Origin of the sequence: Rubrivivax soli, from assembly GCF_049810355.1 — a bacterium.
GTDB lineage: Bacteria > Pseudomonadota > Gammaproteobacteria > Burkholderiales > Burkholderiaceae_C > Rubrivivax.
The window spans coordinates 5,612,566-5,625,704 of sequence record NZ_CP187368.1 but is presented as its reverse complement, the minus strand read 5'-3'; the positions used below and the strand labels follow the sequence as shown (position 1 = coordinate 5,625,704).

Genomic DNA, 13,139 nt, shown 5'->3' with positions numbered 1-13,139 from the left:
CAGAACCAGTCTCGATGGCCGAGCGCGGCCTGCTCTCGCCGCTGCAGCGGCGTGGAACAGATCGATGCCATCAACACCGGACTGGCCCATGCCGCACCCTGCCCGCGCCAAAAGCCTCAACGCCATGCGCTGGCTGCAGCGCGCCAGCGTCACCAACGGCAAGGCCCTGCACCTTGCTCTGCTGCTCCTCGCCCGCTGCTCGGAGAGCGGAAAGCCCTGCCTGCTGCTAACGAGACGCATGCTGGCCGCGGGCCACGTCAGCCGGGACGCGGCCTACGGCGCCCTGATGCGGCTGCAGGAACTGGGCATGGTGAACATGCGGCGCCTGCCCGGGCGGTCGCCCCAGGTCATCCTGCTGGAACCCGGCACCGACGCCTATCTCTGCTCGACCGGCGAGGACGCGACGGCCCGATCGGCGCGGCGGGGAGAGGCACGCCGCCCCCACTGTTCGCAACAGACCTATGTGTTCACTCACACAGGACCGCCACCACGACGCTCACCGTTGAACCCTGCACGCCGATCATGCCGTGCGGCGACGACGTCGACGATCTCGATGCGTGGCTGGCGCAGGTACGGGCTTACGTGCCGCTGGCCCAACCTGTCGACGCGATGATCGTGCGGCGCCTCTGCAAGGAACCCCAACGGCGGTCGCGGCCGCTGGGAGAGCAGCGCTCGAACAGGCATGAGGACCTCCGCAGTGCAAGGCGGCGACCGCCGCCGCAATCGTTGGGGCGGTCAGGAGAGGCGGCCTGTGAAGAGCCGGGTCAGGCGCGCCAGCAAGCGTCCCGACCAGGTGGTGGCCAGGAGGTTGGGCAGCGGCGTGGAACGACGCAGGCGCGCCGAGGTCAGGCGCCGGCTGCCGTGCGCCGGCAGGACCGGACGTCGTGGGGAATCGAGCCATCGCATGTCGTGTTCTCCTGGGTTGGACGCGACTGCCTCCGGAGGTCTGGCCCTGCGGGCCGGTGCCCCGGAGGCCTGGGCCTGAGCATGGCGCCAGCAAGGCGTCTGCACATGGCCCGAAGGTGCAGGTGCGACGTCTGCCATGAGCACACCGTGACGTGGCTGCGAGCAGGCGGGCCAAGGTCGCCCGACGCCGCACCCAGTGCCGCTGCCCGGTCGTCGTGGCGCACGGAGGGGGTACGGACGCGACCGTCTTAGTAGAGGCTCGCGCGAAGGAGGCGCTCTCTATCTTCGCTCCAGCCAGGACATCGTCTCAACCCGTACCGACGGCAACACATCTCCCTGGCCTGCCCGAGGTGCGCAACCCACCACTCTTCAGAAGGTTGATCATGAAAGCTTCGAAGTTGACATCCGTGCTCGCCATCGCCCTGCTCGCAGGCGTGGCCCAGGCCCAGACCCAGACCATCACGATCAAGGTCCCCGACGACATCCCGCTGCCCGTGTCGAAGGTGGCGCGGGCCGAGGTTCTCGCGGACCTCCACATGTGGCGGCTTGCAGGCTTGCAGGAGCTGAACCGCGGCGAAGGCAGCACCGACTTCCACGCCCCCGAGTACCGCAAGGCGCAGGCCAGGTACGAGTGGCTGATCGCGTCGCCGCAGTACGCCACACTGGTGGCCGAGCTGTCGCAGCGTTCGCATGCGGCGGTGCATGCCAGCCGGAACTGAGCGGGCTGCGCCGTTCATGTGAACGGCGCTGCGGCCGACCAACGCGTCGGCCTCCTGCCCGGCCAGCGCGGGCAGCCGGTGTCTTCGGCATCGAGCCAGCAAGGCGTGTCCCACCTCGCAGACGGTCCACGACACCGTCGCCTGACGCACCAAGGCATGGGTGGGCAAGTCGCCTCGTCCACCCAGGGCTGGCTCATGGCCTCGCGCGCTGCCGCGGCAGCCCAGATCAGCGCATCGACGACATCGTGGTCGTCGCGACGGCGAGCCAGTGAGACCTGCATTCCAGCGAGCGCAGCATCCACACATCGATATTCCGGTTGGTGGCGATGCAGGCGGCCAGCGTCGGGCCCTTGACCGACCGAGGTGGTGATCTCGAGGGCCGAGGACATGGCAGTTCGGGCTACAACTGGTGCGCGCGCAGCGCGGGTTCGGTGGTGGGTCGGTGCCACGAAGGCGCCAGGAAGTGCTTGGGGCAAGCCGCGCGTGATGCGGTGCCGAGTGACACTCCAGTCCCCCTCGATCTGCCGCAGCTCCGACGCGCAGCAGCCTGACTCGATCTGCTGCAGCACACCCTGCGCACCGGCAGCGCCTTCAGGTCATCCGCCGCCAACTGGCCGGATCGAGCCGACGTCGCTGAAGACGACGAACTGGGCGTCGAGGGCGATGCTGGATGCGTAGTGCCATGCTGTGCGCATGTACGGCGGCCACATGATTGCTTGCTTCGGCCGGGGCACGCACGCCCGATCCCCCGGTCCTTCCGCGCATCAACCTGCTCCGACGTGCCGTTGCTCCTGGCCATGCTCAACGACAAGGAACGCAAGAACCCTGGCCACTTCCTGAGCGAAGCCGCCAGGCTCGTCGATGTCGGACAGCTTCGGCCCGTGATGGACCCGCACCCGTTCCAGCGCGAGATCGCAACAGAGCGCATCAGGGCGTGGGGGCCGGACGCGCCCAAGGCAACATCGCCGTCGAGGTGCGCTCGCATCGGGCCTCGCTCGCGTCCGAACAGGTGTGCCGACTCTTTGGAGGGGTGCAGCGGGCCCCGGTTCCTTGCACGATAGGTCTGTGGAGATCGGTTCGTGGCGGTCGCTACCATGGCGTGGCCGCACGCAGGCGGGAGCGAGGGACAGGTTGGACGACGAGTGGTTGCACACGGTACGGCGCCGCTGGAAGGCAGCCATCGCCCGCTCGGCCCTGGTGTGGCTGCTCCTGCCCGTCGCCGCGCACGCCATCGACCCCTCGGTACGCCTGTCCGCGCTGCACCACACGGTCTGGCGCAGCGACGCCGGGGCGCCGGCGAACATCGTGGCGCTGACCCAGACGCCCGATGGATTCCTCTGGTTGGGCACAGGGGGTGGCCTCTTCCGGTTCGATGGCGTTCGCTTCGAGCGCATCGCGACTCTCGGGGGACAGACTTTGCTGGGCGCGAGCATCACGGCACTGCACACCACGCAGTCAGGCGCCCTGGTGATCGGCTACCGCTTCGGCGGCCTGAGCGTGCTCCAGGGCAATCGACTCCGGCAGTACACCGTGGCCGATGGTCTGCCCGGCGGCAACGCCTGGGCCTTCACCCAGGACGCCGATGGCGACCTCTGGGCGGCGTTCACGGGCGGCGTGGCGCGCCTGCGGGCCGGGGTCTGGCGGACCATGCCCCTCGACGGCGAGATGTTGCCCTACCGCACCCTCGTGCGCGATGCGGAGGACAACGTCTGGGTCACTGCGAAGACCGGCGCCTTCGTGTGGCAGAGGGGCGCAACAGCCTTCCACAGGGCCGAGGCAGCACTGCCGCTGTTCCCGTTCCTGTCGCGGGCCCCGGATGGCCGGGTCTGGGCTGCCGACTTCCAACGGCAGCGGCTCGGAGCCCTGGTGCGCCAGGGCACGGCCTTTCGCGCTTCGCCCGATCGGGAGCAGATTCCCCTGCCACCTACCGGCGACCTGCACTGGTTCGACACCGGTGGTGGGCTGTGGGTTCGCACGGGCGAGGGCCTCGCGCGCATCACGTGGCATCCAGGACACGGTGGCAGCCCCACCGTCGAGGCCTTCACTGCCGCGCAGGGCCTCACGGGCGAGTTCTTCAGCTTCCTCGAGGATCGGGAGGGCAACGTCTGGCTCGGCACCGCTGGCGGCCTGCATCAATTCACCGAGGCCAACATTCGGCGTATCGATCTCGGCAGCGGCGTGGGCGCCGTGGGCGTTGCGCCCGCCGACGGGGCCGATGTATGGGCGACCAGCAGTTCCGGCGGTCTCTACAAGGTGGGCGCCTCCGTCCAGTCGTTCCCGCACATCGCGCAGCATGCGTCGCACCTGCATCGGGATCGCGACGGCGTGGTCTGGATCGGCTCACGCAATGGCCTGTGGAAGATCGACGGCCGCCGCGATCCGATCGAGATCCCGCGGCCCGATATCGGGGATGACAGGCGGGCTGCAGTCTTCGCGCCCATTCACGCGATCGCCAAGGACCGATCGGGCGCACTGTGGATGCATCTGGTTGTGAAGGGCACGTACCGACGCGTTGGCGACCGCTGGTTGCGCCAGCCCGAGGGTCCACGCGACCGCATCATGTCGATGGGCAATGATGCCGACGGCCGGCTGTGGATTGGCTATGTCGACCGCGGTGCAAGCCGCGTGGACGGCGACACCGAGCTGACGTTCGGCCCTGCGAACGGCTTGGACATCGGTGCAATCACGGCCATCTACGGACGTGGTCCACGTGTCTGGCTGGGCGGCCAGCACGGGTTGGCGCTATTCGACGGCACCAGCATGAGAACACCGGCGCTGCGCGGCCTGGGCGACACGACCGTGATCACGGGCGTCATCGAGACCGCATCGGGCCAGCTCTGGATCAATGCCGCCAACGGCTTGAGCCTGATCGAACCAGCCGATTGGCAGCGCGCACTGGCCGACCCTGGTTTCACGGTGCGGGTGCAGCGCTTCGATGCCAATGATGGCCTGCTCGGCAGCGCCAGCCAGATCCGGCCCCTGCCCTCGCTCGTCGAAGCCGGTGATGGCCGCCTGTGGGCCGCCCTGCCCAGCGGCCTGTTCGTCATCGACCCCGCGCATCTGCGCCGGAATCCGCTGGCGCCCGCCGTCATCATCCGCTCGCTGTCTGCCAACGGCAGGCCTGTCGACGCGGGCGATGGCACTGCATTGCCCGTCGGCCAGGCCGATCTGCGCATCGATTACACGGCGACCAGCCTGACGGTGCCACAGCGCGTTCGGTTCCGCTACAAGCTCGAGGGCTACGACACCGAATGGCGCGACGCCGGCGGTCGCCGCGAGGCCAGCTACACGCGCGTCGGCCCGGGAGACTACGTTTTCCGGGTCATCGCGAGCAACAACGACGGCGTGTGGAACGAAACCGGCGCATCGCTGGCCTTCAGCGTGCCACCCGCCTACTGGCAGACCCGGTGGTTTGCTGCGTTGGCGATGGGCAGCACGGCCGCTGCGCTGTGGCTGCTTTACAGGCTGCGCGTCTGGCAGATCTCCGCCCAGCTGCGCCGCCGCATGCAGGCCCGGCTGCAGGAACGCGAGCGCATCGCGCGTGAGCTGCACGACACGCTGATCCAGAGCGTCACGGGCCTCACGCTGCACGTGCGCGCAGCTGCCAACCAGGTGCAGGAAGGCACGCCGCTGCGCGAGCGGCTCGAGCTGGCGCTGACGCGCGCCAACGAGGTGATGGTCGAAGGCCGCGATCGCGTGACCGAGCTGCGCCTGCACCAGGGCGCCTCCGTGCCACTCGAGACCGCGCTGGCGAACGCTTGCCGCACGCTCGCAGACGCCTGGCCGGGGCCGCGCTGCGAACTCATGGTGGAGGGGACGCCGCGCGAGCTGAACGTGCTGGTGTCCGAAGAGGCCGAGCGCGTGGCCCGCGAGGCGCTGACCAACGCGCTGCGCCATGCCGGTGCGCGCAACGTGCTGGTGCGGCTGGCCTATGACCGCGACGCGCTGCGCCTGAAGGTGCAGGACGACGGGCGTGGCTTCCCGAGCGGCACCGACGCCGGGCTCGAACGGCCTGGCCACTTCGGCATGGCCGGCATGCGCGAGCGGGCTGCCCGCATTGGCGGCCAGCTGAACCTGCGCAGCGGCGACCAGGGCACCACCGTGACGCTCTGCGTCGGCGCTGCCACCGCCTACACGCCCGCGAACAAGGCCGCGCCGGCATAGATCAGCGCACCAGGCACCGTCAGCGTGACGACGGTGCCGCCGGCGCCGCTGCGCAACTCCAGAAGCGCCTCGATGCGCGCGGCGCGCTCCTGCAGCCCGGTCAGGCCGAAGTGGCCGGGCGGGCGCGGCGCGGCGGTGTCGAAGCCAGTACCGTCATCGCCCACTTCGAGTACGAGCGCCTTGGGGCCGTAGTTGATGCGCAGATGGATGTGCTGCGCCCGTGCGTGCTGGCATGCGTTGGCAAGTGCCTCGCGGACGATCCAGTAGGCCTCGTCGGCGATGGCGGCATGCAGCGGGCGCGGCGTGCCAGTGACCACCAGCGCGTGTGTCGTCGGCCCGCCCCATTGCGCGGCCAGTGCCTCGGCGGCATGGCGCAGGCGTGCTTCCAGCTCGTCGGTTTCGGTCTGCGCGCGCCGCAGCGCGCCCACGCGTTCGCGGCCCTCGACCATCACCTCGTCGGCGCGCGTCAGCGCGTGCTCCAGCCGTGCACGCACCGGCGAGTCCGGCGCCACCTGGCTCGCGGCGGCGCGAACGTGCAGCGTGAGCCCGGTGACGCCTTGCAGCAGCGTGTCGTGCAGGTCGCGCGCGATGCGCTCGCGCTCGTTCAGGCGCACGCTCAGCTGCTGCTGGGCGCGCGCCTCCACCTGGCGCACGCGCAACCAGAAGAGCAGCCAAAGCAGCCCGACAGCGACCGAGGCGCACAGCACCTGGAAGGCAGCGGTCTGGAAGAAGGCCGGGCGGATGCTGAAGGCCAGCGTCGCAGGGCTCTCGGCCCAGACACCATCGCTCGTGCCCGCCTGCACGCGGAAGACATAGGCCCCTGGCCCCAGATTGGCATAGCTCACCTCGCGACGCGGGCCAGCTTCGGTCCATGTGGTTTCCAGGCCCTCCAGCTGGTAGCGGAAACGCACGCGCTCGGGGATGGCGGCACCCAGTGCGGTGTAGCGCAGGTTGAGGCCCTGCGTCAGCGCGGGCAGCTCGATGGCCTGCCCGGGCCGGTAGAGCCTGCCGGCGGCCTCCAGGCTGCGCACGGCTGCCATCGGTGCCGGCACCGGGTCGTCCAGGCGCCGCGGGTCGAGCCAGACCACCCGGCCAGGCGAAGTGATGAACCACAGCCGGCCATCGGCGCCGAGTGCGGCGGTGCCGGTGCCCACACCTCGCTGTACACCGCCGCTGTGGCCATCGAGGGCGTCGAACAAGCGATAGCGCACGTGGTGTTGCGTGTCGCGCACCTGGTGCAGGAGTTCCGATACCGACACCCGCACGACACCCTTCAGCGCGTTGAACCAGACCTGTCCGTCGGGGGTCTCGATGATGCTGTCGACGCCAGCGAGGGCTTCTGCGTCGTCGAGTGCGATGCGGTGGAAGCGATCGCCGTGCAGCAGCGCCACGCCAAGCTCGCTGACGACGAAGGTCTGGGCGCCGGCATACAGCGAGGTCACGCTGCCGACGTCGAGCCCGTCGTCTGCTGTGTAACTGCGCCAGCGCCCGCCCTGGCCACCGAGCACGCGGTTCTCGCCGACACCGAACCAGAGGCGCCCATCGGGGCCAACGGCCACGACGCTCGGGCGCAGCTGCCGCAGTTCGGGCGGGTCGGGCTCGACGAAGCGGCCCTTATCGGGCTCGTAACGCAACAAGGGCGCCCCATCGGACGCGATCCACAGGCCGCCGGCATCGCTGGCGATCGACGGATAGCCGGGGCGCTCGATCATGTCCGGCCAGGGGGTGTGGCTGCCCGCCTTGCCATGCAGCGTCAGGCCTTCGGCACCCGCCATCCACACGCGGCCGTCGCGGTCGCGGTGCACGACTTCGACCAGCCGCTCCAGCGGCAAGGCTTCGGCCTGGCGGTCGACGCGCCAGCGCCGTGGTTCCCTGTAGGTGCTGGAGCCGGCGCCCAGCACCGTGACGCTGCCGTCGGGCTCGGGCAGCAAGAGCCTGGCGTTGCCGTCGGCTGTGTCCACGGGCACGAAGAGGCTGCGCCGGAAACGGTCCAGGCCGGTCTGCGTCGCCACCCAGAGGCTGCCGTTGCGGTCCTCGATGAAGTGGCTGGCCAAGTCGCCCGACAGACCATCGCGGCTGTCGAAGCGCTCTTCGACCAGCGGCACTGCGACCGCGGCATCGGGCATGACGGCCGGAAGGCGTGAACGACAGATGCCGGCCTCGCAGTAGGCCGTCCACAGGTTGCGGTTCCGATCGACCAGTCTCGAGCTGTGGCGGCGGCCGAGCCACGGGTTGCCGGACTTCGCGGCAACCGCATCGAGCACCGGGGCAGGCCGCAAGTGACGGTCGCCCAGGGCCCAGAGCCGGCCATCGATGGTCTGCAAGCTGTAGCCGCCGAGGCCAGCCGGCACCCGCTCGAAACGCGCCGCACCGCGCCGCAGGGCCCAGGCCCCGCGGGCCTCGTCGAGCCACAAGGTGCCCCAGGCGTCGACCAGCAGACCCTGCGGCTGCAGGTCATCTGGCGCCAGACCCCAGGCGGCGTCGATGCGCACCCACCGGCTGCCGTCGAATCGCAGGAGCTCGACGGTCGTGATGGCCCAAACGGCACCGTCGAGGTCGATGGCGATCGCCTGCACAGATCGCGGAGGCAGACCTTCGGCCGTGCCGTAGTGGGTGACGGCATCGCCGCGTATGCGGCTGATCCCACCGCCCCGCAGCGTGAGCCAGAGGTCGCCTGTCGGCGCGGTGAGCAGGCGCGTCACGCCGACTGACGGCAAGGGCGACCCGGACGCCAGCTCGAAGCGTTCGAATTGCAGGCCGTCGAAACGGTACAGGCCACGCCGGCCGCCGAGCCACAGCCAGCCGTCAGGCGTTTCCTCCAGCTCCCAGGTGGCGAGCGGAGCACCATCCTTGTCGGTCCAGCTCGAGTGATGGAACTGCGACAGCGTCAGATCGCGGTCGAGGGCCTGCGCCGCAGGAAGAACCAGAGCGGCGAGCAGCGCCAGGCAGAGCCATCGCAGCATGGCGGACCCGCGCGTCATCGACCGTGAGGACCCTGCCGCCAGCGCGGGAAGGCTCGAAGGGCAGCGTGCCGGCATGCCAGGCGGTATACCGCAGCCCCTGCCCGCTGACATGCCCCAAAAGGGTTGTCGGACGCGGCCCTCACACGGCGATGATGCCGCGCTGCACCGCGATGGTCACGGCATGCGTGCGGTCGTTGGCTGAAAGCTTGCCGAGGATGTTCTTGAGGTGGCCCTTGACGGTCTGCTCCGAGATGCCCAGATGCATGCCGATGCGCTTGTTCGAGCTGCCGGCAGCCACCATGCGCAGCACTTCCAGCTCGCGCGCCGACAGCTCCTGGTCGCCCAGCCGGGCCGAGAGCTCCATGGCGATTTCCGCCGGCACGTACTTGCGGCCTGCATGCACCGCCCGCACGGCGGTGACCAGGTCGCTCTGCAGCATGCTTTTCAGGAGGTAGCCCAAAGCGCCGGCCTTCAGCGCGCGCGAGGCCAGCGCGTCGCCGCGGTAGGTCGTGAGCACGATGATGCGGGCATCCGGGCGCTCCTGCCGGATGGCCGCCAGCAGGTCGATGCCGCTCATGTCCGGCAGCTGGATGTCCAACAAGGTCACGTCGGGTCGCAGCGACCGGAACAGAGTCAGCCCTTCGCGCGCCGTGCCCGCACCACCGGCGTAGTGCAGCCCGGGTTCGCCATCGATCACGGCTGCGATGCCCTCGCGCAGCAACGCATGGTCATCCACCGCCAACACCGAGACAACCGGTGTCTCTTGTGAACCCATCACGACTCACCCCTCCACATCGAGTTGGCACACCAGGAGAGGCCTGACCTGGGTGGAGATCCCGCCCCCCAGCGGCCAGCGGTCAAGACAGTTGAAGCACGGCAGCGCGCACAAACCGGGCCGTGCTCGCGCAGCCGCCGGCGGCATCGCAGCCGCGCAGCAGGATGTTACCCGCTGCACACAGGGACCGGCGTCAAAACCATCCGCCGGAATGGATCGCCGTGCGCGCAGCCCCCCCCCGGAAGGGTCGCCGCGCGTCGCCCTGCCGGAGCCGTGTGCAAGTCGGGCTGCCGGCACACACTGCCGTGCAGACAACATCAGCTTCAGGAGTCGAACATGGCAGAACAGCCGCGGATCAGGATCGTGGTGGCGCATGCGGAGCATCTGGTCGACGCTGGGCTCACGGCCACGCTGGCACGGCAACCTGGCATGGAGGTCGTGGCGCTCCGCCGCGCACCCGCACGCGACGCCGGCCTGCTGCCCGAGCTGCACGCGCAGGACGTGGATGTCGTCGTCGCCGACTACGACAGCGGTGTCTGGCTGGCCCGGGCCGCGCAGCAGGTCGAGGGCTCGACGCGCACGCCGACTGTCCGCGTGATGATCGTGACCGGGCGCGTGACCCAGGCAGAGATGCGGAGCGCGCTGAAGATCGGCGTCGCAGGGTACCTCACCACGACAAGCCCGTCGGACGAGATCATCGACGCGGTGCGCAAGGTCCACAGGGGCATGCGGCACGTGACCGAAGCGCTGGCCTGCAGCCTGCTGGAGGACCTGCTGGGCGAGCGACTCACGCCCCGCGAAAGCGAGGTGCTGCAGCTGGCGGCGCAGGGCTGCGCGAACAAGGTCATCGCGGCACGGCTGCGCGTCGAGCTGGGCACCGTGAAATGCCACATGAAAGCCATTCTCGACAAGCTGCGGGCCAGCAATCGCACCGAGGCCGTCATCATCGCCAGCCAGCGCGGACTGCTGGCCGGGGAAGTCGCACGGTACGCAGTCGGCGTGCACGCCAGTGTGGCCGCACCGCCATGGGCGCACCCCGCCGCCGCTGCGTCGGCAGCTTCGATCGCCGGCGTCTGAGCACGGGCCCGACATGGCGGGCGATCTGGCGCAATGCGCCGGCGCGCTGCTGGCCGGCCTGGCCCTGCTGGCGCTGCTGCACCGCTGGCGCGTGCGCGTGGTGTCAGCCAGGCTGCGCGCGGCGTTCGAAGCCGATCGGCAGGCTCACGAGCGCATGGCCCATGGGCTGCACGACACCCTTCTGCAGAGCCTGACCGCCATCTCCCTGCAGGTTCGCGCCGCCGCCAACCAGGTGCCGGCTGGCTCGCCGCCGCGCGCCCGGCTCGAGCTGGCACTGCGCCGCGCGAGCGACGCACTCGCCGAGTCTCGCGACCGGGCGCGCGCGCTGCGCGGGTCTGCCGCGTGCAGCTCGCTCGTCGAGTCCTTGACGCGGCTGGTGCAGACGGTGGCGGTCGAGGTGCCCGCCGTGCGCATCGAGCTCGCGACCCTGGGCGCACCGCGCGCGCTGCACGCAGGCGTGCGCGAGGAGGCCTACTGCATTGCGCGCGAGGCCCTGTTCAACGCACTCCAGCATGGACAGCCGGACAACGTGCGCGTCACGGTGCACTTCGACCCCGGTGAGCTGGTCCTGGCGGTACGCGACGATGGCCGCGGCATCGAGGCGGCGGTGCCGGAAGCCGCGGGGCGCGACGCTCACTGGGGCATTGCCGGCTTGCACGAGCGCGCCCGTCGCATCGGCGCGCAACTGACCCTGCGCCAGCGCAGAACCGCTGGCACCGAGCTGTTGCTGCAAGTGCCGGCGGTCCAGGCCTACGCGCTGCCGGTGCGGCGATGGTGGCAGCCAGACGGCGACTGAGCGCGCCTGGGCGCCAACACCCCATTCCAAGGGGCGAGATCGCACTCCTCCTTCGTGCCGCTGCCAGGCGCGGACGCGATTCCTAGAGTCGTCCACACCACAACCGCCCCGGCCACGCCCCCATGAACACCCCACTGCCACCCTTGACGCACTCCAACGGCGCGCCCGTCGTCGACAACACCAACTCGCAGACCGCCGGCCCACGTGGACCGGTCCTGCTGCAGGACATCTGGCTGCTCGAGAAACTGGCGCAGTTCGACCGCGAGGTGATCCCCGAACGCCGCATGCACGCCAAGGGCTCCGGCGCCTTCGGCCACTTCACGGTCACGCAAGACATCACGCGGCACACCAAGGCCCGGCTCTTTGGCGCCTTGGGCAAGCGCACCGAGGTCTTCGTGCGCTTCTCGACCGTCGCCGGCGAGCGCGGTGCCGCCGATGCGGAGCGCGACATCCGAGGCTTTGCCGTCAAGTTCTACACCGAGGAAGGCAACTGGGACCTGGTCGGCAACAACACGCCAGTCTTCTTCCTGCGCGACCCGCTGCGCTTTCCCGACCTGAACCATGCCGTCAAGCGAGACCCGCGGACCAACCTGCGCAGCGCCCAGAGCAACTGGGACTTCTGGACCCTGCTCCCGGAAGCCCTGCACCAGGTGACCTACGTGATGGGCGACCGCGGCCTGCCCGACGGCTACCGCTACATGCATGGCTTCGGCAGCCACACCTTCAGTTTCATCAACGCCCGCAACGAGCGCACCTGGGTCAAGTTCCACCTCAAGAGCCAGCAGGGCATCCGCAACCTCAGTGATGCCCAGGCCGAGGCGATCGTCGCGCGCGACCGCGAAAGCGCGCAGCGCGACTTGTTCGACGCCATCGAGAGCGGCGACTTTCCACGATGGACGCTGGCGGTGCAGTTCATGACGGAAGCGCAGGCCGACGCCTGCGCGTTCAATCCCTTCGACCTCACCAAGGTCTGGCCGCATCGGCACTACCCGCTCGTCGAAGTGGGCGTGCTGGAGCTCAACCGCAACCCCGAGAACTACTTCGCCGACGTCGAGCAGGCCGCGTTCTCGCCGGCGAACATCGTGCCGGGCATCGGCTTTTCGCCCGACAAGATGCTGCAGGGGCGCCTGTTCAGCTACGGCGACGCGCACCGCTACCGGCTGGGCGTGAACGCGCACCAGATTCCGGTCAACGCGCCGCGTTGCCCCTTCCACATCTACCACCGCGACGGCGCGATGCGCGTGGACGGCAACCAGGGCCGCACGATCGGCTACCAGCCCAACAGCCACGGCGAGTGGATCGACCAGCCCGCGCTGATGGAGCCGCCCCTGGCGCTGCACGGCAGCGCCACGCACTGGGACGCGCGCGGCGACGACGACCACTACGCGCAGCCCGGCGCGCTCTTCCGGCTGATGGCGCCGACCGAACAGCAGCGCCTCTTCGACAACACCGCGCACTCGCTCGGCCCGGCGAGCGCCGACGTGCAGCAGCGCCACATCGCCCACTGCACGCGCGCCGACCCGGCCTACGGCCGCGGCGTGGCCCTGGCACTGGCCGCCCTGGGTCCAGGCCCGAACTGAAGCACCACCCTCAGCTCCATCCACCCCGCCCTCACCCCACCAGGAAGCTCCCCATGGACGACCACCCTCCCTCCAACCGCACCCGCCGGCAACTGCTGGGCAGCACCGCGCTGGCCGTTGCCGGCCTCTCCGTGCCGGCGCTGGCAACGGCCCAGGCCC

The 13,139-nt window shown here is 70.0% G+C and carries 9 protein-coding genes; 6 read left to right on the top strand and 3 right to left on the bottom strand.

Annotated features, from left to right (window positions below):
• The first annotated feature begins 88 nt into the window (after nt 1-88).
• Nucleotides 89-613 (top strand): hypothetical protein, encoded by a 525-nt coding sequence (locus ACPOLB_RS25890; protein ID WP_425262009.1) that lies wholly within the window; start codon nt 89-91, stop codon nt 611-613.
• A 122-nt stretch (nt 614-735) separates the two neighbouring features.
• Here ACPOLB_RS25890 and ACPOLB_RS25885 read toward each other — a convergent pair whose 3' ends face one another.
• A complete protein-coding gene (locus tag ACPOLB_RS25885; protein WP_425258940.1) occupies nt 736-906 on the bottom strand; it encodes a hypothetical protein in 171 nt (56 codons plus the stop codon).
• A gap of 407 nt (nt 907-1,313) precedes the next feature.
• Here ACPOLB_RS25885 and ACPOLB_RS25880 point away from each other — a divergent pair, with 407 nt between their 5' ends.
• Together ACPOLB_RS25880 and ACPOLB_RS25875 are read left to right on the top strand one after the other, a co-directional pair.
• Entirely contained in the window at nt 1,314-1,625 is a 312-nt protein-coding gene (locus ACPOLB_RS25880; RefSeq protein WP_425258939.1) for a hypothetical protein, read from the top strand.
• A gap of 1,131 nt (nt 1,626-2,756) precedes the next feature.
• Nucleotides 2,757-5,789, top strand: coding sequence for a sensor histidine kinase (locus ACPOLB_RS25875; protein WP_425258938.1), 3,033 nt, complete (start codon nt 2,757-2,759; stop codon nt 5,787-5,789).
• On the opposite strand, the gene ACPOLB_RS25870 is transcribed toward ACPOLB_RS25875, so the two are convergent.
• Both ACPOLB_RS25870 and ACPOLB_RS25865 read right to left on the bottom strand, forming a co-directional pair.
• Nucleotides 5,756-8,863, bottom strand: coding sequence for a triple tyrosine motif-containing protein (locus ACPOLB_RS25870; RefSeq protein ID WP_425258937.1), 3,108 nt, complete (start codon nt 8,861-8,863; stop codon nt 5,756-5,758). The genes ACPOLB_RS25875 and ACPOLB_RS25870 overlap by 34 nt on opposite strands.
• Nucleotides 8,864-8,891: 28 nt before the next feature.
• Nucleotides 8,892-9,527 carry a response regulator gene (locus ACPOLB_RS25865; protein WP_425258936.1) on the bottom strand — a complete coding sequence of 212 codons (636 nt, stop codon included), beginning with the start codon at nt 9,525-9,527 and terminating at the stop codon, nt 8,892-8,894.
• A 336-nt stretch (nt 9,528-9,863) separates the two neighbouring features.
• Here ACPOLB_RS25865 and ACPOLB_RS25860 point away from each other — a divergent pair, with 336 nt between their 5' ends.
• From ACPOLB_RS25860 to ACPOLB_RS25850, 3 genes are all read left to right on the top strand, one after another.
• Nucleotides 9,864-10,604 carry a DNA-binding response regulator gene (locus ACPOLB_RS25860; RefSeq protein ID WP_425258935.1) on the top strand — a complete coding sequence of 247 codons (741 nt, stop codon included), beginning with the start codon at nt 9,864-9,866 and terminating at the stop codon, nt 10,602-10,604.
• 13 nt (nt 10,605-10,617) lie between these two features.
• Nucleotides 10,618-11,400 (top strand): sensor histidine kinase, encoded by a 783-nt coding sequence (locus tag ACPOLB_RS25855; protein WP_425258934.1) that lies wholly within the window; start codon nt 10,618-10,620, stop codon nt 11,398-11,400.
• A gap of 122 nt (nt 11,401-11,522) precedes the next feature.
• Nucleotides 11,523-12,980 carry a catalase gene (locus tag ACPOLB_RS25850; protein ID WP_425258933.1) on the top strand — a complete coding sequence of 486 codons (1,458 nt, stop codon included), beginning with the start codon at nt 11,523-11,525 and terminating at the stop codon, nt 12,978-12,980.
• Nucleotides 12,981-13,139 lie beyond the last annotated feature (159 nt).

Bases quoted from the DNA above. Each gene is read 5' to 3' on its own strand.
- ACPOLB_RS25890 (WP_425262009.1), top strand. From the start codon at position 89: ATGCCGCACCCTGCCCGCGCCAAAAGCCTCAACGCCATGCGCTGGCTG.
- ACPOLB_RS25855 (WP_425258934.1), top strand. From the start codon at position 10,618: ATGGCGGGCGATCTGGCGCAATGCGCCGGCGCGCTGCTGGCCGGCCTG.
- ACPOLB_RS25870 (WP_425258937.1), bottom strand. From the start codon at position 8,863: ATGTCAGCGGGCAGGGGCTGCGGTATACCGCCTGGCATGCCGGCACGC.
- ACPOLB_RS25850 (WP_425258933.1), top strand. From the start codon at position 11,523: ATGAACACCCCACTGCCACCCTTGACGCACTCCAACGGCGCGCCCGTC.
- ACPOLB_RS25865 (WP_425258936.1), bottom strand. From the start codon at position 9,527: ATGGGTTCACAAGAGACACCGGTTGTCTCGGTGTTGGCGGTGGATGAC.
- ACPOLB_RS25885 (WP_425258940.1), bottom strand. From the start codon at position 906: ATGCGATGGCTCGATTCCCCACGACGTCCGGTCCTGCCGGCGCACGGC.
- ACPOLB_RS25860 (WP_425258935.1), top strand. From the start codon at position 9,864: ATGGCAGAACAGCCGCGGATCAGGATCGTGGTGGCGCATGCGGAGCAT.